The following is a 23489-nucleotide window of genomic DNA, read 5'->3' on the forward strand; positions in this document are numbered from 1 at the left end:
GGTTTAAATGGCACGCGGCCGGTCGTGCGACGCGGCCGCGTGAGGCGCCGGACGTGCCGGCAGGTTCTTACTTCGAGACGATGCTGGCCGATTCGATCACGATCGGCTGCGCGGGCACGTCCTGCATCGGGCCGCGCGAGGTCGTCGCCACGCCTTCGATCTTCTTCACGACGTCGAGGCCCGACACGACCTTGCCGAACACCGCATAGCCGTTGCCGTCCGGGTTCGGGTAGTCGAGGCCGCCGTTGTCCACCGTGTTGATGAAGAATTGCGCGGTGGCCGAGTTCGGATCGCTCGTGCGTGCCATCGCGATCGTGCCCGTCAGGTTCTTCAGACCATTGCGGCTTTCCAGCGGGATCGGCGCGCGGGTCGGCTTCTCCTCGAAATTGGTCTTGTAGCCGCCGCCCTGGATCATGAAGCCCTTGATCACGCGATGGAAGATCGTGCCGTTGTACTGGCCGGCCTTCACGTAATCGAGGAAGTTGGCGACGGACTTCGGCGCCTTCTCCGGATAGAGCTCGACGCGGATGTCGCCCTGCGAGGTCTTCAGCTGCACGACGGGGTGCGCCGTGGCCGTTTGCGCAAACGCGGGCGCAGTCGCGAGAAGGGCGGCGCCGCCAAGCGCCAGCAACAGACGTTTCATTGCGATCCTCAGGTTGGGAGGGAAAAGGGAGCCGCGCCGCTTATTGCGACGGCGCGACGTACGGCGCCGCCAGTGCGCCCGACGGACCGCTGAACTGGAACGTCGGCGACATCGGCAGCGTGGTGGTGCTCACGTTCGCGGCTGCGCGGCTGGTGTAGTCGCGCGTCGCCGGCGCGACCGCGCGGGCGTTCGGCGCAGCCTTCGGCGGCGACACGATCTTCTGAAGATCGGCGAGGCGCTGCGCGGTCGCGCCGCTCGTACGGCCGAGCGATTGCGCGCGCTTGTACGACTCGGCCGCGAGGCGCAGGTACAGGTCGCCGAGGTTCTCGTACGCGAGCGAGTAGCCCGGGTTCGATTGCGTCGCGGTGACGAGCGCGGTGCGCGCTTCGTCGTAGCGGCCGTGCTTCGCGTACAGCGCCGCAAGGTTGTTGTACGGCTCGGGTAGTTCGGGGTACGCCTGCGTGATCGCGACGAACTGCTGGATCGCGTCGTCGTCGCGGTTCAGGCGGGCCAGCACGGTGCCGCGCTTGAACTGCGCCTGCACGTCGTGCGGGTTCGACGCGATGCGCGCGTCGAGCTGCGCGAGCGCCTGCTTCCACTGCTTGCCGGCGATCGACGCGTCGATTTCGGGGGTGCCGTCGGCGGTGGCCGGGGCTTTCTGCGCATACGCTGCGGGGGCCGCGAAAAGCGTCAGCGCGACGCCCATGACGGTGGTCGCAACGAGGGTCGCAGCGCTGCGCGCGCGGCCGCGATGAGGTTTCATAGGCGTAAATCGGAATGTTATACTCCGAGCCATTCTAACAAAACGTCTGCGCGTTCCGGCGAGCCGCAGACAGTCTTTCTTAGCCTCTCGTGGCCGTCACCGCTGTGCTTGCAGCCTGACCGCCCCATGTGATATCGAGGACGCTCGGCCTGGCGCCGCAGCAGATGGTCCGTCCGTTTCGCATGCTGGGCGAGCTTCGCCAGGGCGGTTTCCTTCGGCTCACGGTTCATCTCTATGGAATCACTGCGCATCTACAACACGCTCGCGCGTGACAAGCAAGTTTTCGTGCCGCGCCATCCCGGCGAAGTGCGGATGTACGTATGCGGGATCACCGTCTACGACTATTGTCACGTGGGCCACGCGCGCATGCTGGTCGTGTTCGACCTCGTCCAGCGCTGGCTGCGTGCGATCGGCTATCGGGTCACGTATGTGCGCAACATCACCGACATCGACGACAAGATCATCCGCCGCGCGGTCGAGAACGGTGAGACGATCAAGTCGCTGACCGACCGGTTCATCGGCGCGATGCACGACGATGAGAGCGCGCTTGGCATCCAGCGGCCCGACATCGAGCCGCGTGCGACGCAATTCATTCCGCAGATGCTCGGGATGATCGAGACGCTCGAGTCGAACGGCTACGCGTATCAGGCGACCGACGGCGACGTCAATTACTCGGTGCGCAAGTTCGCGAACTACGGGAAGCTGTCGGGCAAGTCGCTCGACGATCTCCGCGCGGGCGAGCGGTTTGCCGCGAACGACGCGAAGGAAGATCCGCTCGATTTCGTGCTGTGGAAGCGCGCGAAGCCGGAAGATCCGGAAGGCGCGTCGTGGGCGTCGAAGTACGGGATGGGCCGCCCGGGCTGGCACATCGAGTGCTCGGCGATGGGCTGCACGCTGCTCGGCGAGCATTTCGACATCCACGGCGGCGGGCAGGATCTGCAATTCCCGCACCACGAGAACGAGATCGCACAGAGCGAAGGCGCGACCGGCCAGACGTTCGTCAATTACTGGATGCACAACGGCTTCGTGCAGGTCGACAACGAGAAGATGTCGAAATCGCTCGGCAACTTCTTCACGATCCGCGAAGTGCTCGAACGGTACGACGCCGAGGTCATGCGCTTCTTCATCGTGCGCACGCACTACCGGTCGCCGCTCAATTACAGCGACGTGCATCTCGATGATGCGCGCGCGTCGCTCACGCGCCTGTACACCGCGCTGAAGGATGTCGAGGCCGACACGCTCGCGCTCGACTGGAACGAGCCGCACGCGCAGCGTTTCGCGGCCGCGATGAACGACGACTTCAACACGCCTGTCGCGGTGGCGACGCTGTTCGAGCTGGCGGGCGAGGTGAATCGCACGCGCGATGCGTCGCTCGCGCGGCAGCTGAAACAGCTGGCGGGCCTGCTCGGCCTGCTGGGCCGTGAACCGCGCGCGTTCCTGCAGCAGGCGTCCGGCGCCGCGCAGGCGGGCGCGCTCGCGGTCGACGAGATCGAAGCGAAGATCGCCGCGCGTGTCGCGGCGAAGCAAGCGAAGGACTATGCCGAAGCGGACCGGATCCGGGCGGAACTGCTCGAGGCCGGCGTCGCACTTGAAGACAAACCGGGCGGATCGACCGAATGGCGTCGCGTATGAGCGCGGTGCGTTCCACTGACCGATCCGTCGGGTAGGAGGCAAGATGGCAACGGCCAGAAAAGCGCCGGTCAGGCGCGCGACCCCGGTCGCCGCGCGTCCGGCAGCCAAGCGCGTGCCGGCGGCGAAAGCAGACGCGACGCGCGCCGTGCCGAACGGCGCGCTCAACGGTCATGCGCAGCCGGCGGCTGCGCTGCCCGCCGACGCAGCCCGCAAGGCGCGTGCGTCCGAAGCCGAAGGCGAGGAGGTCGTCGTGCGTCCTGCATACTGGGATAAAGCGTGCGCCGACCTCGTCAAGCGCGACCGGATCCTGAAGAAACTGATTCCGAAGTTCGGTCCCGCGCATCTCGTGAAGCGCGGCGATCCGTTCGTCACGCTCGCGCGCTCGGTCGTCGGCCAGCAGATTTCGGTGCCGTCCGCGCAGTCGCTGTGGGCGCGTATCGAGGACGCCTGTCCGAAACTCGCACCGCAGCCGGTGATCCGGCTCGGCGCGGACAAGCTGATCGCGTGCGGATTGTCGAAGCGCAAGACGGAATACATCCTCGATCTCGCGCAGCATTTCGTATCGGGCGCGCTGCACGTCGACAAATGGACGTCGATGGACGACGAGGACGTGATCGCGGAACTCACGCAGATCCGAGGCATCAGCCGCTGGACGGCCGAGATGTTCCTGATCTTCAACCTGTCGCGGCCGGATGTGCTGCCGCTCGACGATCCGGGCCTGATCCGCGCGATCAGCGTCAATTATTTCAGCGGGGAACCCGTCACGCGCAGCGAGGCGCGCGAGGTTGCCGCCAACTGGGAACCGTGGCGCACCGTTGCGACCTGGTACATGTGGCGCAGTCTCGATGCGCCCGACGCCGACGCCTGAGTGGCGGCTATCGGGTTTTAAACATCAATAGTTGAGAGCCGGTTTTGAGCGTCGCCCGCGCGGGTAGAATACGCGCTGCCGCAAGACCCAAGGATTCGAACACATGAAGACCACGTTTCTGGATTTCGAACAGCCGATCGCCGAACTCGAGGCCAAGATCGAAGAGCTGCGATTCGTGCAGGACGACTCGGCTGTCGATATTTCGGAAGAAATCGAGCGGCTGTCGAAGAAAAGCCAGCAACTGACGAAAGACCTCTACGCGAACCTGTCGCCGTGGCAGGTTTCGCAGATCGCGCGGCATCCGCAGCGTCCGTACACGCTCGATTACGTCGCCGAACTGTTTACCGATTTCCACGAACTGCATGGCGACCGCGCGTTCGCGGACGACCTGTCGATCGTCGGCGGGCTCGCGCGCTTCGGCGGCCATCCGTGCATGGTGATCGGTCATCAGAAGGGCCGCGACACGAAGGAGCGCGCCGCGCGCAACTTCGGGATGCCGCGTCCGGAAGGCTATCGCAAGGCCGAACGCCTGATGCGTCTTGCCGAGAAATTCGGGCTGCCGATCTTCACGTTCGTCGACACGCCGGGCGCATACCCGGGCATCGGCGCGGAAGAGCGCGGCCAGTCGGAGGCGATCGGCCGCAACCTGTACGTGATGGCCGAGCTGAAGACGCCGATCATCACGACGGTGATTGGCGAGGGCGGCTCGGGTGGCGCGCTCGCGATCGCCGTGGCCGACACCGTGATGATGCTGCAGTTCTCGACCTACTCGGTGATCTCGCCGGAAGGGTGCGCGTCGATCCTGTGGAAGAGCGCCGCGAAGGCGCCCGAAGCCGCGGAAGCGCTGGGCCTGACCGCACACCGCCTGAAGGCGCTCGGCCTGATCGACAAGATCATCAACGAGCCGCTCGGCGGCGCGCATCGCGATCCGAAGGGCATGGCTGCGCTGCTGCGCCGCGCGCTCGCCGATTCGCTGCGCCAGTTCCAGGGCATGAGCATCGATGCGCTGCGCGAGCGCCGCTTCGAGCGCCTGATGGCCTACGGCAAGTTCAAGGAAACCACGCCGGGCGCATGACCGGCTGCGTACTCAATTCGCGCGCCGCTGCGCGCGCGACCATCTCGTGATCCCGCCGACCGAATTCTCCGCCGACCGCGTCGTACTCGACGCGGTCGGCGTTGCGCTTTCCGGCATGCCGGCCGACACGCGCATTGCGATCGCATATAGCGGCGGCCTCGATTCGACGGTGCTGCTCGACGCGGCCGTGCGCGTCGCGGGCGCGTCGCGCTGCGTCGCGCTGCACGTGCATCACGGCCTGAGCGCAAATGCCGATGCATGGGTCGCGCATGCGGAAGCGAGCGCGGCGCGGCTCGGCGTCGAATTCGAATCGATGCGCGTCGACGTGCCGCGCGACAGCGGCCTCGGCATCGAGGCAAGTGCGCGCGAGCGTCGCTATGCGGCGCTCGATGCGATGTGCGAACGCCACGGCGCGGCCGCGCTGTGGCTCGCGCAACATGCGGACGACCAGGCCGAAACCGTGCTGCTGCAACTGTTGCGCGGCGCAGGGATCGCGGGGCTCGCCGCAATGGCGCCGCGCTACCGGCCTGACGGCGCGATCGTCGAGCGGGTGCGTCCGCTGCTGCGACTGTTGCGCGCGCAACTCGAGCGCTATGCGACGCAGCACGCGCTTGCATGGATCGACGACGAATCGAACGGCGACACGCGCTATGCGCGCAATGCGCTGCGCATCGACGTGCTGCCGGCGCTGGCCGTGCATTTCCCGGGCTTTCGCGACGCGCTCGGCCGCGCGGCCCAGCATGCGGCCGCTGCGCAGCGGCTCCTCGACGATCTGGCCGAACTGGATTTCGCCGTCGCGTCGCGCGACGACGGGCAGGCGCTGTCCCGGGACGCGCTGGTCGCGTTCGACGACACGCGCGGCGCGAACCTGCTGCGCTTCTGGATGCGCCGGCTCGGTTTGCCGGGGGCGTCGGCTGCGCGGCTCGCCAACATGATGCGGCAGTTGCGTGCCGCGCACGACGCCCATGCGTTGCGCGTCGATCACGCGGGGCAATGCCTGCGACTCTATCGCGATGTCGTGTACTGGGAAGCAGGCGACAGCGCCGAGCCGGCCGACGACGGTACGGGCACGCCGCACCCGGAATCGGTGCTTGCGTGGGCCGGGCAGGAAGTCTGGCACCTGCCGGGATGGCGCGGCACGTTCGTGTTCGCGCCGGCCGGCGCAGGCAGCACCGATGCGGTGCCCGAGGCGCTGCTGCGCGGTGCGCGGCTTGCGGTGCGTGCCCGCGCAGGCGGCGAGCGGATGCGCACCTCGCCGGGCGGGCCGGGCCGGACGCTGAAAAACCTGTTCCAGGAGCGCGGCGTGCCGGCATGGCAGCGCGACGTGCCGCTGTTGTTCGCGGGCGACCGGCTGATCTACGTGCCGCGGCTTGGCGTGAATCGCGACGTCGGGTCGCCCGACGGTGAGACGTCCGGCGACGGTGAAGACGGAGAATGGCGCCGCATCGAATGGCGTCCGGACCTGCTGATCGCGTAATCGGGTGGGGGCTTCGGGCAGGATGATGGCGTGCCTGTTTTCACCATTTGGTAAACAGCGCCGGAACGGCTCTGGGCGCGGCAGGCGGCTTGTCAAGCGGGCTTCTATCGGGTACGCTCGGACGTTTGCTCGGCTCGATTTTTGAGCGATTTGTGCAGGTTTTCCGCGTGACGTACCCGGTTTGCGCGGCCTGATCGGCCTTCCGGGCAAAATCCGTCACGCTTGCGCGTTGCGTCCCAGCCGTCCCCCTCGTCGTCCGTCCACAGCCACAAGCCGCGTGACCGAACGGCTACGCGGCCTGCCCAGCGCGCCCGTGCGGTTTCTCCTCCAGTTCAGAACGACAATGGCACTCATCGTACACAAATACGGCGGCACTTCGATGGGCTCGGTCGAGCGCATCAAGAACGTCGCGAAACGCGTCGCAAAATGGCATCAGGCCGGGCACCAGATGGTGGTCGTGCCTTCGGCGATGTCCGGCGAAACCAACCGTCTGCTCGGTCTTGCGAAAGAGATCTCGAGCCAGCCGAGCCCGCGTGAGCTCGACATGATCGCGTCGACCGGCGAGCAGGTCAGCGTCGGCCTGCTGTCGATCGCGCTGCAGGAAATCGGCGTCGAGGCCGTGAGCTACGCCGGCTGGCAAGTACCGATCAAGACCGACAGCGCATTCACGAAAGCACGCATTCACTCGATCGACGACGAGCGCGTGAAGGCCGATCTGAACGCGGGCAAGGTCGTGATCATCACGGGCTTCCAGGGCGTCGATCCGGACGGTCACATCACGACGCTGGGCCGGGGCGGCTCGGACACGTCGGCGGTGGCGGTGGCGGCTGCGCTGGGCGCCGAAGAGTGCCTGATCTACACGGACGTCGACGGCGTCTACACGACCGACCCGCGTGTGGTCGAAGAGGCGCGACGCCTCGATCGCGTGACGTTCGAAGAGATGCTGGAAATGGCCAGCCTCGGTTCGAAGGTCCTGCAGATCCGCTCGGTCGAATTCGCCGGCAAATTCCAGGTGAAGACGCGTGTGCTGTCGAGCCTGACCGATCCGCTGATTGCGCTCGACGAAGAAATGCGCTCGGGCACCCTGATTACTTTTGAAGAAGACGAGACCATGGAAAAGGCAGTCATTTCCGGCATCGCGTTCCAGCGCGACGAAGCACGTATTGCTGTGATGGGCGTGCCCGACAAGCCGGGTATCGCGTATCAGATCCTCGGCCCGGTCGCCGACGCAAACGTCGACGTCGACATGATCATCCAGAACCAGAGCGTCGAAGGCAAGACGGACTTCACGTTCACGGTCGGCCGCGGCGATTACCAGAAGGCGATGGACATCCTCACCAACCAGGTGAAGGGCCACGTGAATGCGGAGCAGGTGCAGGGCGATCCGAAGGTGTCGAAGGTGTCGGTCGTCGGCGTCGGCATGCGTTCGCACGTGGGTGTCGCGAGCAAGATGTTCCGCACGCTGTCGGAAGAGGGCATCAACATCCAGATGATCTCGACGTCCGAAATCAAGATTTCGGTGCTGATCGACGAGAAATACATGGAACTGGCCGTCCGCGCGCTGCACAAGGCATTCGAACTCGACCAGGCGTCGTGAATTTTTTGTGATGCATTGAAGAAAATGCATCACGGAAATTGACCAACGGCTCCAAACCCTATATGATCTTGTTCTCGTCGCACTGCCTCCCTGGTGCGAGCGAAAGTTTGGGAGACGTGGCCGAGAGGTCGAAGGCACTCCCCTGCTAAGGGAGCATCTGGGCCAAAACCTGGATCGAGGGTTCGAATCCCTCCGTCTCCGCCAGAAATGGCGGAACTAGCCCCGCAAGTTCTAGGACTTGCGGGGCTTTTCTTTGGTTCATCGCGGAATTCCGGGGAAGGCGGCGCGGATTTTGAGGAAGAAGTATTCCTCGTCGCGGTACCCGTATGCCCTGCGTTTGATGACCTTGATGGTGTTGTTGATGCCTTCGACGACGCTGGTATTGAGCGGATGGCGGCAGCGGGCGAGGATTCCGTGCCAGTAACCCTGCAGACGCTGCGCAAACAGTTGCAGCGCGGCAATCCCGCTTTGCCGAGCTTGCTCGATCCATTGCTCCCAAGCTTTTTGCGCCCAAGCTGGCTTCCGGTAGAACCACAGCCGCTTGAGTTCGTCGCGTAGCACGTAGACGCACAGCAACGGCTGATTGGCGGCCAGCAGTTCCTTCAGATGCACGGCCTGTTCCTGCTTCAGGTTGCGGCGGTTGCGCAGCAGCAGCCAACGACTGGACTTCAGAACCTTCCGGGCCGGCCGGTCGTGGCGCAACTGATTGGCCTGATCCACGCGCACCCGATCGATGACTTCGCGCCCGTACTTGGCGACGACGTGGAACAAGTCGTAGACCACCTCGGCCTGCGGACACTGCGCCTTGATCTCCAGCTCGTAGGCCGTGGTCATGTCGATCGCAACCGCTTCGATGCGCTCGGCGACGCCCGCGGGAAGCTGTTCGAAGAAGGCTCGGGCCGTTTCGCGCGAGCGTCCCGCCCCAATCCAGAGCACTTGCCGGCCGATCGGATCGACCACCACCGTGGCGTAGCGATGGCCTTTATGGAGCGCGAACTCGTCCATCGCCAGATAGCGGATGGTCGACCAGTCCGGCTCGGCCACGCGTGCCCGCAGGCGCATCTTGTCGATTGATTTGACCGTATGCCAGCCCAGGTCGTAGAAGGCGGCTACCGCCTGCACGCTGGCCGCTTGCAGCAGCTTCTCGCAGGCCTTGGCGAATCGCTCCGTCACCCGCTGGTAGCGGCCCAGCCAGCCAAGCTTCTCCAGCCTCGGCCCGCCGCAGCGTTCGCACCAGACCCGGCGGCGGGGCACGTGCAACACCACCCGGTACTCGAACAACGGCAGATCGCGCACGCGCCGCACCGTCGTTTCATGAATCTGCTGGCAACGCGCTCCGCATTGCTCGCAGTACATGACCTTGCTGACCGGTTTCAAGTACAGCGACAGCGTGCGGCTTTCGCCCTCCGGCCACTCCACCCGCTCCAGCCGATAGCCTGTCCAGCAACCCAGTGCCTGAAGTGTCTTGCGATCGAGCAATTCTTCCTCCTGACCTCCATAAAGTCAGGCATCAGGTTACGCAATCGCCCTCCAAGGCTCCACGGGTTCCCGCGATGAACCTTTTCTTTTTCCGGTGCCGCGCGCGATGTATTCGGCGCTGTCGGGCCGGACCATCGGCAAGCCCGGTTGTTCTGGATAGCCAATCAATGCGGCGAACTTCGCGCGGATCGAGCGCGCTCATCCGGCGTGTGGCGAACTCGAGCGATAGTGCGCGGCGTGTGCGTCTCGATTGACGCGACTCGCGATGACTTTGCTGGCGAGTGCGGATACCGTTCGGGCTACCCGCTGTCATCGACCAGTCTCGATGCAGACATCCTCTCGATCGCTCGCCTTCTCGAATAACACAACGCGCATCGTGCAGCGGCGATGTGCGTATACGTACGTCTGCGTCGTCAGTGTCGGCGGCCGGGGAGGGGGGGCGTGAAAGATGCCGTGCGTGCCACGTTGCCCGACGATGGGCCGAGCATTCGTGCGGGCAGCGTCGAGCAAGATCTAATGAAATAAAAATGAAAGTATTTTTGTAAGGAAAGAGGCATCGCCAGATCGCCTTCCGGCGCGACCCTGTTCGCCGGGTTCCGGCCCTCCGAAATGGGGCGTCGCTGCCAAAATTGCGGCGCTGCATCGATTTGCGCAGCGAGCGCGGTCGCGAAATACGAAAAATTACTCAGCGAAATCAGCATCTTGGATCGATGTAAAAAATTGAGGCTCTGCTGCGCTGCAGAAAATAATCAATCGCCTTATGCTGGTTAACCCGATCGCGTTTGAGCGGCATCAAGTTTTTCCGTGATGCCGCTTTACATTTTGCCAACACTGGCGATTCACGAAATCTACCTGTCGATTCGATTTCGTTCCTTTCGTCTCGCCTGTCCCCGGTGCAGTGCGCGACCTCCTCAAGGCCTTGTTGACATGCATGATTTCCCCTTCCTGAGCCTGGCTATCTGGGTTCCGATCCTGTTCGGCGCGTGCCTGCTGCGTGCCGGTTCCGACCGTCATCCGCGCCGGACGCGACTGATCGCGCTCGCCGGCGCACTGGCGGGGCTTGCCGCCGTCGTCCCGCTCGTCGCCGGCTTCGATGCGCATTCGGCCGCGATGCAGTTCACCGAGAGTCGCAACTGGCTCGCGGCGTTCAATTCCGGATGGCGCGTCGGCATCGATGGCGCGTCGCTGTGGCTCGTCGTGCTGACCGCATTCACGACGCTCGTGGTGGTGGTTGCGTCGTGGGAGTCGGTCACGGTGCGGGTCGCGCAGTATTACGCGTCGTTCCTGATCCTGTCAGGGCTGATGGTCGGCGTGTTCGTCGCGCAGGACGGGCTGCTGTTCTTCATCTTCTTCGAGGCGACGCTGATCCCGCTTTACCTGCTGATCGGCACGTGGGGGCGAGAGCGTCGCGTATACGCGGCCGTGAAGTTCTTCTTCATCTCGTTTGCCGGCTCGCTGCTGTTGCTGATGGCGATGCTGTACCTGTACGCGCAGTCGCATACGTTCGACATGGCCGCGTGGCGCACGCTGCAGCTCGGTTTCGCGCCGCAGTTGCTGGTGTTCCTCGGTTTCTTTGCCGCGTTTGCGGTCAAGGTGCCGATGTGGCCGGTTCACACGTGGCTGAGCGACGTGTACACGGACGGCCCGACGGGCGCCGCGCTGATGCTCGCGATGCTCAAGCTTGGCGGCTACGGGTTCCTGCGCTTCGCGCTGCCGATCACCCCCGATGCGAGCCATTTCTTCGCACCGGCCGTGATCGCGCTGTCGCTGTTCGCGATCGTCTACGCGAGCCTGATCGCGCTCGCGCAGACCGATCTCGGCAAGCTGCTCGCGTATTCGACGGTCGCGCACATGGGGATCGTCACGCTCGGGCTGTTCCTGTTCAACCGGATCGGCGTCGAAGGCGCGATCGTACAACTCGTGTCGTACGGCTTCGTCGCGGGCGCGATGCTGCTGTGCGTGAACGTGCTCGTCGATCGCACGAAGCAGCGCGAGATCGCGGCGTACGGTGGCGTCGCGGGCGTGATGCCGCGTTTCGCGACCTTCACGCTGCTGTTCGCGATGGCCAACGTCGGCCTGCCGGGCACGTCGGGGTTCGTCGGCGAGTTCATGGTCATCATGGGCGCGATCCGCTTCAACTTCTGGATCGGCGCCATCGCGGCGCTCACGCTGATCCTGAGCGCGTCGTACACGCTGTGGATGCTCAAGCGCGTCGTGTTCGGCAAGATCGCGAGCCAGCGGATCGCGAAGCTCGCCGATCTGAATCGCCGCGAGATCGTGATGTTCGCATCGCTCGCGCTGGTCGTGCTGGCGGTCGGCATCGATCCGAAGCCGTTCACCGATGCAATCGATCCGACCGTCGCGAAGCTGATCGACGACGCCAGCCATTCGAAGTTGCCGGCAGCGGACGGCACCGGGCCGGCACAGCCGTCGTACATGGCGTCGACGCACGGCTGAGCGCGATGCGCCCGCGAAAGCGGGCTGCATCGCTCGGAGATGCATTGGTTGCACGCACATCGATCGCGGCCCGGTGCATGCTGCGCTGGGCCGGCTTCCGGCTGCGTGAAATTGCCCCGCGACAATGTGTCTCACAGCAGATTCTGCAATGATGATTTGTCGTATCCACCGGTTTTTCATCGCACGCGCGAGACGTATGATTCGGCCACTTTCGTGGATCGAATGCGCATCGGGCATACGCAAACGGATTCAATGACCCTCGGGTGTGTGATGAAAAGAAGAGCTTCAAGAGGCGGGGCGGCGCTGATGTCAATCGGCGCGGCGTTAAGCCTGTCAGGTTGTAATTTAGATGTACTAAATCCGAAAGGAAGCGTGGGTGCTGCCGAAAAGGCGCTGATCGCGACGTCCACCTGGGCGATGCTGATCGTCGTCGTGCCGGTGATCCTGCTCACGCTATGGTTCGCGTGGCGTTATCGCGCATCGAACCGCAACGCAACCTACGCGCCGAACTGGTCGCACTCGACCGCGATCGAAGTCGTGATCTGGACGGTGCCGACACTGATCATCCTGTTCCTCGGCGTGCTCACGTGGAAGACCACGCATGAGCTCGACCCGTACAAGCCGCTTGAGTCGTCGGTGAAGCCGATCGACGTCGAGGTCGTCGCGCTCGACTGGAAGTGGCTGTTCATCTATCCGGAACTCGGCATCGCGTCGGTGAACCAGCTCGCGATTCCGGTGGGCACGCCGGTGAATTTCCGCATCACGTCGGATTCGGTGATGAACTCGTTCTTCATCCCGCAGCTCGGCGGCCAGGTCTACGCGATGGCCGGCATGCAAACGCGCCTGCACCTGATCGCCGACGAGCCCGGCAACTACGCGGGCACGTCCGCCAACTTCAGCGGCCGCGGTTTCTCGGACATGAAGTTCCGCACGCTCGCCGAGCCGCGCGAACAGTTCGATGCATGGGTGCAGAAGGTGAAGGCGTCGCCGGACCGGCTCGACGCGACCGTGTACGGCACCGTCGCGCAGCCGAGCGAGAAGGCGCCCGTGCGCTACTTCTCGTCGGTCGATCCGCGGCTCTTCCACAACATCATCGCGAAATACAACGATGGCCACGTCCTCGATCTGAAGGACGCCGCCTGCGGCACGAAGGGGTAACGCATGTTCGGCAAACTCACACTATCGGCGATCCCGTTCGATCAGCCCATCATCATGGTGGCAGGCGCCTTCATGGGGCTGGCCGTGCTGGGCATTCTCGCCGCGCTGACGATCACCGGCCGGTGGAAATGGCTGTGGACGGAATGGCTGACCACGGTCGACCACAAGAAACTCGGCGTGATGTACATCATCGTCGCGCTGATCATGCTGCTGCGCGGCTTCGCCGACGCGATCATGATGCGCATGCAGCTCGCGCTCGCGTACAACGCGCCCGGCTACCTGCCGCCGCACCACTATGACCAGATCTTCACGGCACACGGCGTGATCATGATCTTCTTCATGGCGATGGTGTTCATGGTCGGCCTGATGAACCTGATCGTGCCGCTGCAGATCGGCGCGCGCGACGTCGCATTCCCGTTCATCAACTCGCTCTCCTTCTGGATGACGGCGGTCAGCGCGATCCTGATCAACATCTCGCTCGTGATCGGCGAATTCGCGCAGACGGGCTGGCTCGCGTACCCGCCGCTGTCGGAGCTGCAGTACAGCCCGGGGGTAGGAGTCGATTACTACCTGTGGGCGCTGCAGATATCGGGTGTCGGCACGTTGCTGACCGGCGTGAACTTCTTCGTGACGATCATCAAGATGCGCGCGCCGGGCATGACGCTGATGAAGATGCCGGTGTTCACGTGGACCGCGCTCTGCACGAACGTGCTGATCATGGCGTCGTTCCCGATCCTGACCGCGACGCTCGCGCTGCTCGGCCTCGACCGTTACCTCGGCATGCACTTCTTCACGAACGAAGCCGGCGGCAACGCGATGCTGTACCTGAACCTGATCTGGGCGTGGGGTCACCCGGAGGTGTACATCCTGATCCTGCCGGCGTTCGGCATCTTCTCGGAAGTCATTGCGACGTTCGCGAAGAAGCCGCTGTTCGGCTACAAGACGATGGTGTACGCGACCTGCGCGATCATGGTGCTGTCGTTCCTCGTGTGGCTGCATCACTTCTTCACGATGGGCTCGGGTGCGAACGTCAACGCGTTCTTCGGCATCATGACGATGATCATCGCGATCCCGACCGGTGTGAAGGTGTTCAACTGGCTGTTTACGATGTATCGCGGCCGGATCGAATTCACGACGCCCGTGCTGTGGACGATCGGCTTCATGGTCACGTTCACGCTCGGCGGCATGACCGGCGTGATGATGGCGATTCCCGGCGCGGACTTCGTGCTGCACAACAGCCTGTTCCTGATCGCGCACTTCCACAACGTGATCATCGGCGGCGTGCTGTTCGGCTATCTCGCGGGCTTCAACTACTGGTTCCCGAAGGCGTTCGGCTTCAAGCTGAACGAGAAGCTCGGCAAGGCCGCGTTCTGGTTCTGGCAGGTCGGCTTCTACGTCGCGTTCGTGCCGCTTTACGTGCTCGGCTTCATGGGCATGACGCGCCGCCTGAACCACTACGACAACCCGGCATGGCATCCGTGGCTGCTGGTCGCCGCGTTCGGCGCCGTGCTGATCGCGATCGGCATTGCATGCCAGCTGCTGCAACTGGTGGTCAGCATCCGCAACCGCAACCTGCCCGAATACCGCGACACGACGGGCGACCCGTGGGGTGGTCGCACGCTGGAGTGGGCAACCACGTCGCCGCCGGCCGACTACAACTTCGCGGTGATCCCGCAAGTGCGTACGCTCGACGCCTATGCCGACATGAAGGCGCGCGGCGAAGGCCGGCCGAACCCGGCATCGATTCGCGACATTCACATGCCGTCGAATACCTGCGCGGGCCTCGTGATTGCGATTTTCAGCCTGGTGCTCGGCTTCGCGCTGGTGTGGCACATCTGGTGGATGGCGATCGGCGGGCTCGTCGGGATCGTCGCGACGCTCGTGATCTACAGCTCGCGCGATAACGACGGCTATTACATCCCTGCGTCGACGGTGCGCAAGACCGAAGACAAGCAGCCGACGAAGCGCGTGGCTGCGCATGTCGACGACGTGGAACTGGAGGCCAACTGATGTTGCAGAAAACCTTGAGCGCAACCCTGCTCGAGCACGACGACCATCCGCCGTCGCATTCGGTGTTCGGTTTCTGGCTGTACCTGATGACCGACTGCGTGATCTTCGCGGCGCTGTTCGCGACGTTCGCGGTGCTCGGCCAGCAACATGCGGGCGGGCCGACCGCGAAAGACCTGTTCGACATTCCGGGCGTCGCGGTGGAAACCGCCGCGCTGCTGCTGTCGAGCATCACGTACGGTTTCGCGATGCTCGCGGCCTACAAGCAGCGGCGCGGCGCGCTGCTCGCCTGGCTCGCGGTGACGTTCGTGCTCGGCGCGGCGTTTCTCGCGATGGAACTGCGCGAGTTCTCGCACCTGATCGCGGAAGGCGCCGGCCCGCAGCGCAGCGCGTTCCTGTCGGCGTTCTTCACGCTGGTCGGCACGCACGGGCTGCACGTGACGGCCGGCCTGCTGTGGATGATCGTGCTCGCCGCGCAGATCGTGTTCCGCGGCGGCGACCTGACCGATCGCGACCTGCGGCGCCTGACGTGCCTGAGCCTCTTCTGGCACTTCCTCGACATCGTGTGGATCTGCGTGTTTTCCTTTGTCTATCTTGCGAGCGTGATCTAAATGGCCCATTCGCATTCGTCTCAACTCGAAGAAGGGCACGGCAGCGTCGGCAGTTATGTCGCCGGCTTCATCCTGTCGGTGCTGCTGACGGCCGCGTCGTTCGGCCTCGTGATGGGCGGCGTGCTGTCGCCGCATGCGTCGCTGGTCGCGCTTGCCGTGCTCGCGTTCGTGCAGATCGTCGTGCACCTCGTGTATTTCCTGCATATGAACAGCTCGTCGGGCCAGCGCTGGAACGTGATGGCGTTCAGCTATACGGTGCTGACCGTGGCGATCCTGATCGTCGGCACGATGTGGGTGATGCACAACGTCAGCATGAACATGATGTCGCGCTGAGCGGCGTCGCGGCGCCGGATTCGATATCCGCGCGCGTCGATGAAAAAGGCGGCACGCAAGTGCCGCCTTTTTGTTTTGTCCGGCCGGGCGGCGCAAGGCGGCCGGTTTTCGGCTGTGGCGCGGGTTCCGCCGGTGAGGCAGGGGGGCGGGCAGCCGTCGATTGTTACAAGACGTTAGCGCGCGCTTGCTGTTGCGATGCCGCGCATCAGTTCTTACAAACTTGAAATATGCGGCGGCGGCGCTTGCCGCTATAGTCGAATCACACATCAAACAACCCCAAAAGAGGAATCCATGAAGACCTTGCGTGTTGCCTCGCTCTTGACCGGTATGACGGCCTTGCTCGTGTCGGGCGCAGCAATGGCGGGAGTCAATGTCGGGATCAACGTCGGCGTGCCGGCCCCGGTCTATGTCGCGCCCGCGCCCGTGTATGCGCCGCCGCCTCCGCCGCCGGTCGTCTATCAGCCGGCTCCGGTTTATGCGCCGGCCTACGCCCCGGCTCCGACGATCGTGATCGGCTGGCATGGCGACCGCTACTGGGATGGCCGTCGCTACTGGGCCCGTGACGATTGGTATCGCCGCCATGGCGGCCGCCCGGGCTGGGATCGCGATCGCGGTCACGGTCACTGGGATAACGGTCGTCACAACGGCTGGCACTGATCGACCGGTCGCGCACGCGTGATGCGTGCGCGGTCTGCACATGAAGAAACCGCCCGCGTGGCGGTTTTCTTTTGGCTCGAAGGATTGAATGGGTAGAATCGTCCCACGTTACTACCCTCATTCGACCGACAGGGCCTCTATGACGAAGGGTTCGCCCCGGGCCGCCGCCGCAGGTGTCCGCTTCAGTGTGTTGCGTGCCGTACGGGCCGCCGGCCGCGTTGCCGCGGTGTTTGCGATGCAGGCGGCGCTGGCCGCGACGGCCGCGCACGCAGCCTACGCCATTGCGCAGTACGGCGAGCCGAAGTATCCGCCGGGCTTCAAGCATTTCGACTATGTCAATCCCGATGCGCCGAAGGGCGGCACGCTGGTGCTCGCGAACCCGAACCGGCTGACGTCGTTCGACAAGTTCAATCCGTTCACGATGCGCGGCAATCCCGCGCCGGGCATCGACATGCTGTTCGAGAGCCTTGCGACGGGCAGCTCGGATGAGCCGGCATCCGCGTACGGGTTGCTGGCCGACGACATCGCGGTTGCGCCCGACCGCCGGTCGGTCACGTTCCACCTGAATCCACGCGCGCGCTTCTCCAATGGCGACCCGGTCACGGCCGACGACGTCAAGTTTTCGTTCGACACGCTGAAGAGCAAGCTGGCCGCGCCGCAGTTCGGCGCGTACTTCGCGGAGATCACGAAGGCCGTGGTCGTCGATCCGGCCACCGTCCGCTTCGAATTCCGCAGTGCGAACCGCGAACTGCCGCTGATCGCGGGTGGCGTGTCCGTGTTTTCGCGCAAGTGGGGATTGCGCGCAGATGGTTCGCGCATCCCGTTCGACCAGCTCGCGTTCGAGCAGCCGATCGGCAGCGGGCCGTACCTGATCGAGCGCTACGACAACGGCCGCACGATCACGTACCGGCGCAACCCCGCGTACTGGGGGGCAGACCTGCCGGTGCGGGTCGGCACCAACAACTTCGAGCGGATCGTCTACAAGCTTTACAGCGAGGGCGTCGCTCGACTCGAGGGGTTCAAGGCGGGTGAATATGATGTCCTTGTCGAGAACATCGCGCGCAACTGGGTGCGGCAGGATGTCGGCAAGCGTTTCGACAGCGGTGAGTTGATCAAGCGCGAGTTCCGTCAGCACAACGGCGCGGGCATGCAGGGCTTCTTCATGAACCTGCGCCGGCCGCTGTTTCGCGATGTGCGAGTGCGCCAGGCGCTTGATCTTGCGTTTGACTTCGAGTGGCTGAATCGCCAACTGCTCTACAGCGCGTACACGCGCCTCGACAGCTATTTTGCCGACACTGACCTGCAGGCGACCGGTGTGCCCGGGCCGGGCGAACTTAAGCTGCTCGAACCGCTACGCGCACAACTTGACCCGGCCGTGTTCGGCCCGATGGTCGTGCAGCCGAACACGAACCCGCCGAATTCACTGCGTGCGAACCTGTTGAAGGCGCGTGCTTTGCTTGCGCAGGCAGGCTGGTCCTATCGCGACGGCGCGTTGCGTAATGTGCACGGAGAACCTTTCACGTTCGAGATACTCGACGATGCGGGCTCACCGTTCACAGGGATCGTGGCAGCCTACCAGCGCAATCTTATGAAGCTCGGCATCGAGGTGCGTTTTCGGACGGCCGATTATGCACTGCTGCAAAAGCGCCTCGACGCGTTCGACTACGATATGACGCCGATCCGCTACATCGGCGTACAGGTGCCGGGTGCTGAACAGTTTGCGCGTTACGGCAGCAAGTTCGCCGACGAGCCGGGCTCCGACAACGTCATCGGCCTGAAATCGCCGGCCGTCGACGCGCTGCTGCACGCGCTCGGTAGCGCGCAGACGCGCGACGAGCTGCTCGATGCGACACACGCGCTCGACCGCGTGCTGATGCACGGCTACTACGCGGTCCCGCAGTGGTACAGCACGACGCACCGGGTCGCGTACAAGCGCACGCTCGCCTATCCGCAGACGCTGCCGCTGTACTATTCGGCCGAGGGCTGGGTCGTGTCGACCTGGTGGGCGAAGCCCGATCACTGAACCGCGCCGGCCCTACGTTTAACCCAGCCTACCGATCACGAGTCGACGCCCTATGTGGAGCTACATCCTCAAACGCCTGCTGCTGATGATCCCGACGCTCGTCGGCGTGCTGACCCTCACGTTCGCGGTGATCCAGTTCGTGCCGGGCGGCCCGGTCGAACAGGCCGTGCAGGAATTGCGCAAGGGCGCGACGGAGCAGGGCGCGGTGCCGTTCGGGATGCGTGCGCACACGGGCGTCGACGCGCAGCAGCTCGCGCAGCTCAAGGCGCTGTACGGTTTCGACAAGCCGCCGCTCGAGCGCTACTGGCTGATGCTGAAGCGCTTCGCGCGCTTCGATCTCGGCGACAGCTATTTCCGCCACCAGAGCGTGTGGTCGCTGATCGTGCAGAAGCTGCCCGTGTCGATCAGCATCGGGCTCTGGACGTTCTTCCTCACGTACCTGATATCGGTGCCGCTCGGCATCGCGAAGGCCGTGCGCAACGGTTCGCCGTTCGACGTCGCGACGAGCCTCGTCGTGCTCGTCGGTTATGCGATTCCGGGCTTCGTGCTCGGCGTGCTGCTGCTCGTGCTGTTCGGCGGCGGCTCGTTCTGGCAGCTCTTTCCGCTGCGCAACCTCACGTCGGACAACTTCGCTCAACTATCGCTCGTCGGCAAGGTGCTCGATTACCTGTGGCACATCACGCTGCCGATCACGGCGTCGGTCGTCGGCAGCTTCGCGGTCGTCACGATGCTCACGAAGAATGCGTTCCTCGACCAGATCCGCCGGCAATACGTGCTGACCGCGCGCGCGAAGGGGCTCTCCGAGCGCAGCGTGCTGTGGAAGCACGTGTTTCGCAACGCGATGCTGCCGCTGATCGTCGGCTTCCCGGCCGCATTCATCGGCGCGTTCTTCACCGGCAGCCTGCTGATCGAGACGCTGTTCTCGCTCGACGGCCTCGGGCTGCTGTCGTACGAGTCGGTCGTGCGGCGCGACTATCCGGTCGTGCTCGGCACGTTGTACCTGTTCACGCTGATCGGGCTCGCGACCAAGCTGATTTCCGATCTCTGCTATGTGTGGGTCGATCCGCGCATTCAATTCGACAACCTGGAGCGCTGACATGAAGCAGCCCGTCCGTGCGCTGCCTGCCGGCGCGTCCGTTCGCATGCCCGGCGTCACCGGGCGAGGTGCGCGATGAACCGGGCCGTCGTGTCGTCCCGTATCGACGCGGCGCGCGCCCGAGTGTCGCCGTCGCCCGCGCGCCGCGTGTGGCAGCGCTTCAGGCAACAGCGCCTCGGCTACTGGAGCCTCGTGATCTTCGTCGTCGCGTTCGCCGCGAGCATCGCGGCGCCGCTGTGGTCGAACGACAAGCCGCTCGTCGTGCGCTACGACGGCCAGACCTATTTCCCGATGTTCCATGCGTACCCGGAGACGACCTTCGGCGGCGATTTTCCGACGCCGGCCGACTATCTCGATCCGTACATCCGCAAGCGGCTCGAGGCGCCCGGCAACTTCGTCGTCTATCCGCCGAACCGCTATTACTACGACACGCTGAACTATTTCTCGAACGTGCCGAACCCGGCGCCGCCGTCGCGCCAGAACTGGCTCGGCACCGACGCGCAGGGGCGCGACCTGCTCGCGCGGCTCGTGTACGGGTTCCGCACGTCGGTCGAGTTCGGGCTGATCCTGACCGTGATCGGCACGCTGCTCGGGATCGCCGCGGGCGCCGTGCAGGGCTTCTTCGGCGGGCGCATCGACATCGTCGGGCAGCGGCTGATCGAGATCTGGAGCTCGCTGCCCGAGCTGTACCTGCTGATCATCTTCGCGTCGATCTTCGAGCCGAGCTTCCTGCTGCTGATCGTGCTGCTGTCGCTGTTCGGCTGGATCGGGCTCGCCGACTACGTGCGCGCCGAGTTCCTGCGCAACCGTACGCAGGACTACGTGCGCGCGGCCCGCGCGATGGGGCTGACGAACTGGCAGATCATCTGGCGCCACGTGCTGCCGAACAGCCTGACGCCCGTGATCACGTTTCTGCCGTTCCGGATGAGCGGTTCGATCCTCGCGCTCACGAGCCTCGATTTCCTCGGGCTCGGCGTGCCGCCGCCGACGCCGAGCCTCGGCGAGCTGCTCGCGCAGGGCAAGGGCAACCTCGACGCATGGTGGATCTCGCTGTCGACGTTTGGCGTGCTGGTCGCGACGCTGCTGCTGCTGACCTTCATGGGCGACGCGCTGCGCAACGCGCTCGACACGCGGATCGCCGATTCGGTGCGCGCGGCGGGAGGCCAGCGATGAGCGAACCGGTCGTTTCGAATCCGCGCGAGCCGCTGCTGTCGCTCGAGCATCTTCACGTCCGCTTCGGCGACACGGTCGCGGTGGAGGACGTGACGCTCGCGATCGGCCGCGGCGAGCGCGTCGCGCTCGTCGGCGAGTCCGGTTCCGGGAAAAGCGTGACCGCGCTGTCGATCCTGCGGCTGCTGCGCGACGCCGACGTGAGCGGCACGATCCGCTTCGCGGGGCAGGACCTTTCGGCCAAGAGCGAACGCGAGATGCGCGGGCTGCGCGGCTCGGACATCGCGATGATCTTCCAGGAGCCGATGACGGCGCTCAACCCGCTGTATACGATCGGCGTGCAGATCGGCGAGACGATCGTGCTGCACGACGGCGTATCGGCCGTCGAGGCGCGCAAGCGCGCGATCGCGCTGCTCGCGCGCACGGGCGTCGCGGAGCCCGAGAGGCGCGTCGACAGCTACCCGCACCAGTTGTCGGGCGGCCAGCGGCAGCGCGCGATGATCGCGATGGCGCTTGCGTGCCGGCCGCGGCTGTTGCTCGCCGACGAGCCGACCACCGCGCTCGACGTGACGATCCGCGCGCAGATCGTCGACCTGCTGCTGGAGCTGCAGCGCGAGGAAGCGGAAAAGCGCGGGATGGCGATCCTGCTGATCACGCACGACCTGAATCTCGTCCGGCACTTCGCCGAGCGCGTCGCGGTGATGGAGCGCGGCCGGCTCGTCGAGAGCGGGCCGGTCGAGCGGATCTTCGCGGAACCCGAGCATCCGTACACGCAGCGGCTGCTGAGCAGCCGGCCGCAACGCGCGGTTGCGCCCGTGATGCCGATCGCGCCGGTCGTGCTCGACGCGCGCCACGTGAGCGTGCAGTTCGCGCGCAAGCGGCCGGGCTTCGCGGGCTGGTTCGGCACGGTGCCCGTGACGGCGGTGGCGGACGTGTCGGTGTCGGTGCGGCAGGGCGAAACGCTCGGCATCGTCGGCGAATCGGGTTCCGGGAAGTCGACGCTCGCGATGGCGCTGCTCGGGCTGCAGAAGACGGCGGGCGGCGAGATCGAATTCCAGGGGCGCGCGCTGTCGACCTATCGCGGCCGCGAGCAGACCGCGCTGCGCTCGAACATGCAGGTCGTCTTTCAGGATCCGTTCAGTTCGCTTTCGCCGCGTCACACGATCGAGCGGATCGTCGGAGAGGGGCTCGAACTGCATCGCCCGGAAATGACGCCCGATGCGCGCCGCGCAAAGTCGCTCGCGGTGCTGCGGGAAGTCGGCCTCGACCGTACGGTGCTGCACCGCTATCCGCACGAATTTTCGGGCGGGCAGCGCCAGCGGATCGCGATCGCGCGGGCGCTGGTGCTGGAGCCGCGCATCCTGATCCTCGACGAACCGACTTCCGCGCTCGACGTGTCGATCCAGCAGCAGGTGCTGAAACTGCTCGCGAATTTGCAACAGAAATACAACCTCGGCTATGTATTCATCAGCCACGACCTGGAGGTGATCGGCGCAATGGCGCACCGTGTCGCTGTGATGCAGGGCGGGGCCGTCGTGGAGTCGGGCGAGGTCGCCGAAATCTTCACCAAACCGTCACATCCTTACACACAAAAGCTGTTGAAAGCGGTCTGGAAAGCGTGATAGGCGCCCAATGGTCTGACCATCTCGATTGTATTTTTTAATTTGTTTTGACAAACGATTACGCGCTGGCTAGTATCGACCGAAATTTTCCGCCAATCAGCTGATTTTTAAGCACATTCCATCGACCAATGCAGCATCGATCCCTGACCCAGGCATGCGCGCGCACCATCGCCGGGCTGTTCATCGGCGCCCTGTTCGCAGCAGCTCCCGGCGCGTTCGCCGACGAAGTCAGCAGTTTTAACCAGAATGTCACGAATTCGACTCAAACCGGGTCGGGTTCCTCCCTCCAGCAGACCAGCGCCCAGCCGTCGAGCGGCGGCGCGAAGTCGTTCCTCGCGGGCATGGCAGGCAAGGCGGGCGACGTCGTCGTCGGCGCGCTGAACATGATCGGCGTGCGCTACCGCTGGGGCGGCAACTCGCCGGATTCGGGCCTCGATTGCAGCGGCTTCGTGCGCTACGTGTTCCAGGACACGCTCGGCATGTCGCTGCCGCGTCGCGCGGAAGAGATGAGCCGCGTCGGCGAGAAGGTGAGCATGAGCAACCTGAAGCCGGGCGATCTCGTGTTCTTCAACACGATGCGCCGCACGTTCTCGCACGTCGGCATCTACATCGGCGACAACAAGTTCGTGCACTCGCCGTCGACGGGCAGCACGGTCCGCGTCGACGATCTCGATAGCGGCTACTGGGAAAAGCGTTTCACTGGCGCGCGCCGGATCGAGTCGGAGTTTCCGATGAAGGCCGACGATCTGCGCCAGCGCGTGCGCGCGACGATTGGCGACGATTCCGCGAACGGCAACAACTGACGTTCGCCGGTCAACCGG

At 64.7% G+C, this 23489-nt stretch carries 20 protein-coding genes and 1 tRNA gene; 17 read left to right on the forward strand and 4 right to left on the reverse strand.

Annotated features, from left to right (window positions below):
- Nucleotides 1–67: 67 nt before the first annotated feature.
- Nucleotides 68–643, reverse strand: coding sequence for a peptidylprolyl isomerase (locus BBJ41_RS01495; protein WP_069745018.1), 576 nt, complete (start codon nt 641–643; stop codon nt 68–70).
- A gap of 40 nt (nt 644–683) precedes the next feature.
- Nucleotides 684–1406, reverse strand: coding sequence for a tetratricopeptide repeat protein (locus BBJ41_RS01500; protein WP_069745019.1), 723 nt, complete (start codon nt 1404–1406; stop codon nt 684–686).
- A 234-nt stretch (nt 1407–1640) separates the two neighbouring features.
- On the opposite strand from BBJ41_RS01500, the gene cysS reads away from it, so the two are divergent.
- The 6 genes from cysS to BBJ41_RS01530 all read left to right on the forward strand — a co-directional run bounded on the left by cysS (nt 1641) and on the right by BBJ41_RS01530 (nt 8259).
- On the forward strand, nt 1641–3038 hold the full coding sequence (gene cysS / locus BBJ41_RS01505; protein ID WP_069745020.1) for a cysteine--tRNA ligase: 1398 nt from the start codon (nt 1641–1643) through the stop codon (nt 3036–3038).
- Between the two features lie 43 nt (nt 3039–3081).
- Nucleotides 3082–3906 (forward strand): DNA-3-methyladenine glycosylase family protein, encoded by an 825-nt coding sequence (locus tag BBJ41_RS01510; RefSeq protein ID WP_069745021.1) that lies wholly within the window; start codon nt 3082–3084, stop codon nt 3904–3906.
- A gap of 103 nt (nt 3907–4009) precedes the next feature.
- Nucleotides 4010–4981, forward strand: a complete 972-nt coding sequence (locus BBJ41_RS01515) for an acetyl-CoA carboxylase carboxyltransferase subunit alpha (protein WP_006478433.1) — start codon at nt 4010–4012, stop codon at nt 4979–4981.
- 46 nt (nt 4982–5027) lie between these two features.
- Entirely contained in the window at nt 5028–6458 is a 1431-nt protein-coding gene (tilS, locus tag BBJ41_RS01520) for a tRNA lysidine(34) synthetase TilS (protein ID WP_069745022.1), read from the forward strand.
- A gap of 343 nt (nt 6459–6801) precedes the next feature.
- Nucleotides 6802–8055, forward strand: a complete 1254-nt coding sequence (locus BBJ41_RS01525; RefSeq protein WP_069745023.1) for an aspartate kinase — start codon at nt 6802–6804, stop codon at nt 8053–8055.
- A gap of 110 nt (nt 8056–8165) precedes the next feature.
- A tRNA-Ser gene (locus BBJ41_RS01530) sits at nt 8166–8259 on the forward strand.
- A gap of 54 nt (nt 8260–8313) precedes the next feature.
- Here BBJ41_RS01530 and BBJ41_RS01535 read toward each other — a convergent pair.
- Nucleotides 8314–9534: an ISL3 family transposase gene (locus BBJ41_RS01535; RefSeq protein ID WP_069745024.1), complete on the reverse strand. Its 1221-nt coding sequence runs from the start codon at nt 9532–9534 to the stop codon at nt 8314–8316.
- A 413-nt stretch (nt 9535–9947) separates the two neighbouring features.
- The gene (locus tag BBJ41_RS40170; RefSeq protein WP_156814730.1) at nt 9948–10235 is read right to left on the reverse strand and encodes a hypothetical protein; all 288 of its coding nucleotides are present in this window, start codon (nt 10233–10235) and stop codon (nt 9948–9950) included.
- A gap of 226 nt (nt 10236–10461) precedes the next feature.
- Here BBJ41_RS40170 and BBJ41_RS01540 point away from each other — a divergent pair, with 226 nt between their 5' ends.
- The 11 genes from BBJ41_RS01540 to BBJ41_RS01590 all read left to right on the forward strand — a co-directional run bounded on the left by BBJ41_RS01540 (nt 10462) and on the right by BBJ41_RS01590 (nt 23471).
- Nucleotides 10462–11991, forward strand: a complete 1530-nt coding sequence (locus BBJ41_RS01540) for a complex I subunit 4 family protein (RefSeq protein WP_069745025.1) — start codon at nt 10462–10464, stop codon at nt 11989–11991.
- A gap of 270 nt (nt 11992–12261) precedes the next feature.
- On the forward strand, nt 12262–13149 hold the full coding sequence (cyoA, locus tag BBJ41_RS01545; RefSeq protein WP_069745026.1) for a ubiquinol oxidase subunit II: 888 nt from the start codon (nt 12262–12264) through the stop codon (nt 13147–13149).
- A 3-nt stretch (nt 13150–13152) separates the two neighbouring features.
- On the forward strand, nt 13153–15159 hold the full coding sequence (gene cyoB, locus BBJ41_RS01550) for a cytochrome o ubiquinol oxidase subunit I (RefSeq protein WP_069745027.1): 2007 nt from the start codon (nt 13153–13155) through the stop codon (nt 15157–15159).
- Nucleotides 15159–15767 (forward strand): cytochrome o ubiquinol oxidase subunit III, encoded by a 609-nt coding sequence (gene cyoC / locus BBJ41_RS01555; protein WP_069745028.1) that lies wholly within the window; start codon nt 15159–15161, stop codon nt 15765–15767. Before cyoB ends, cyoC begins: the two co-directional genes overlap by 1 nt.
- Nucleotides 15768–16100 carry a cytochrome o ubiquinol oxidase subunit IV gene (cyoD, locus tag BBJ41_RS01560; RefSeq protein ID WP_069745029.1) on the forward strand — a complete coding sequence of 111 codons (333 nt, stop codon included), beginning with the start codon at nt 15768–15770 and terminating at the stop codon, nt 16098–16100.
- Nucleotides 16101–16391: 291 nt separating this feature from the next.
- Nucleotides 16392–16757 (forward strand): hypothetical protein, encoded by a 366-nt coding sequence (locus BBJ41_RS01565; protein ID WP_069745030.1) that lies wholly within the window; start codon nt 16392–16394, stop codon nt 16755–16757.
- Nucleotides 16758–16896: 139 nt separating this feature from the next.
- The gene (locus BBJ41_RS01570) at nt 16897–18780 is read left to right on the forward strand and encodes an extracellular solute-binding protein (protein WP_069745031.1); all 1884 of its coding nucleotides are present in this window, start codon (nt 16897–16899) and stop codon (nt 18778–18780) included.
- A 52-nt stretch (nt 18781–18832) separates the two neighbouring features.
- On the forward strand, nt 18833–19876 hold the full coding sequence (locus BBJ41_RS01575) for a microcin C ABC transporter permease YejB (protein ID WP_069745032.1): 1044 nt from the start codon (nt 18833–18835) through the stop codon (nt 19874–19876).
- A 75-nt stretch (nt 19877–19951) separates the two neighbouring features.
- Nucleotides 19952–21049, forward strand: coding sequence for an ABC transporter permease (locus BBJ41_RS01580; protein WP_069745033.1), 1098 nt, complete (start codon nt 19952–19954; stop codon nt 21047–21049).
- A complete protein-coding gene (locus BBJ41_RS01585) occupies nt 21046–22668 on the forward strand; it encodes an ABC transporter ATP-binding protein (RefSeq protein WP_069745034.1) in 1623 nt (540 codons plus the stop codon). Before BBJ41_RS01580 ends, BBJ41_RS01585 begins: the two co-directional genes overlap by 4 nt.
- Nucleotides 22669–22796: 128 nt before the next feature.
- Nucleotides 22797–23471 carry a C40 family peptidase gene (locus BBJ41_RS01590; protein ID WP_069745035.1) on the forward strand — a complete coding sequence of 225 codons (675 nt, stop codon included), beginning with the start codon at nt 22797–22799 and terminating at the stop codon, nt 23469–23471.
- Nucleotides 23472–23489: the final 18 nt, after the last annotated feature.

Source organism: Burkholderia stabilis, from assembly GCF_001742165.1.
In the GTDB taxonomy this organism is placed as follows: domain Bacteria; phylum Pseudomonadota; class Gammaproteobacteria; order Burkholderiales; family Burkholderiaceae; genus Burkholderia; species Burkholderia stabilis.

Bases quoted from the DNA above. Each gene is read 5' to 3' on its own strand.
- BBJ41_RS01570 (WP_069745031.1), top strand. From the start codon at position 16,897: ATGACGAAGGGTTCGCCCCGGGCCGCCGCCGCAGGTGTCCGCTTCAGT.
- cyoA (WP_069745026.1), top strand. From the start codon at position 12,262: ATGAAAAGAAGAGCTTCAAGAGGCGGGGCGGCGCTGATGTCAATCGGC.
- BBJ41_RS01590 (WP_069745035.1), top strand. From the start codon at position 22,797: ATGCAGCATCGATCCCTGACCCAGGCATGCGCGCGCACCATCGCCGGG.
- BBJ41_RS01495 (WP_069745018.1), bottom strand. From the start codon at position 643: ATGAAACGTCTGTTGCTGGCGCTTGGCGGCGCCGCCCTTCTCGCGACT.
- BBJ41_RS01540 (WP_069745025.1), top strand. From the start codon at position 10,462: ATGCATGATTTCCCCTTCCTGAGCCTGGCTATCTGGGTTCCGATCCTG.
- cysS (WP_069745020.1), top strand. From the start codon at position 1,641: ATGGAATCACTGCGCATCTACAACACGCTCGCGCGTGACAAGCAAGTT.
- BBJ41_RS01580 (WP_069745033.1), top strand. From the start codon at position 19,952: ATGAACCGGGCCGTCGTGTCGTCCCGTATCGACGCGGCGCGCGCCCGA.
- BBJ41_RS01500 (WP_069745019.1), bottom strand. From the start codon at position 1,406: ATGAAACCTCATCGCGGCCGCGCGCGCAGCGCTGCGACCCTCGTTGCG.
- BBJ41_RS01575 (WP_069745032.1), top strand. From the start codon at position 18,833: ATGTGGAGCTACATCCTCAAACGCCTGCTGCTGATGATCCCGACGCTC.
- BBJ41_RS01565 (WP_069745030.1), top strand. From the start codon at position 16,392: ATGAAGACCTTGCGTGTTGCCTCGCTCTTGACCGGTATGACGGCCTTG.
- BBJ41_RS40170 (WP_156814730.1), bottom strand. From the start codon at position 10,235: ATGCTGATTTCGCTGAGTAATTTTTCGTATTTCGCGACCGCGCTCGCT.
- BBJ41_RS01585 (WP_069745034.1), top strand. From the start codon at position 21,046: ATGAGCGAACCGGTCGTTTCGAATCCGCGCGAGCCGCTGCTGTCGCTC.
- cyoB (WP_069745027.1), top strand. From the start codon at position 13,153: ATGTTCGGCAAACTCACACTATCGGCGATCCCGTTCGATCAGCCCATC.
- cyoD (WP_069745029.1), top strand. From the start codon at position 15,768: ATGGCCCATTCGCATTCGTCTCAACTCGAAGAAGGGCACGGCAGCGTC.
- BBJ41_RS01525 (WP_069745023.1), top strand. From the start codon at position 6,802: ATGGCACTCATCGTACACAAATACGGCGGCACTTCGATGGGCTCGGTC.
- BBJ41_RS01510 (WP_069745021.1), top strand. From the start codon at position 3,082: ATGGCAACGGCCAGAAAAGCGCCGGTCAGGCGCGCGACCCCGGTCGCC.
- cyoC (WP_069745028.1), top strand. From the start codon at position 15,159: ATGTTGCAGAAAACCTTGAGCGCAACCCTGCTCGAGCACGACGACCAT.
- BBJ41_RS01515 (WP_006478433.1), top strand. From the start codon at position 4,010: ATGAAGACCACGTTTCTGGATTTCGAACAGCCGATCGCCGAACTCGAG.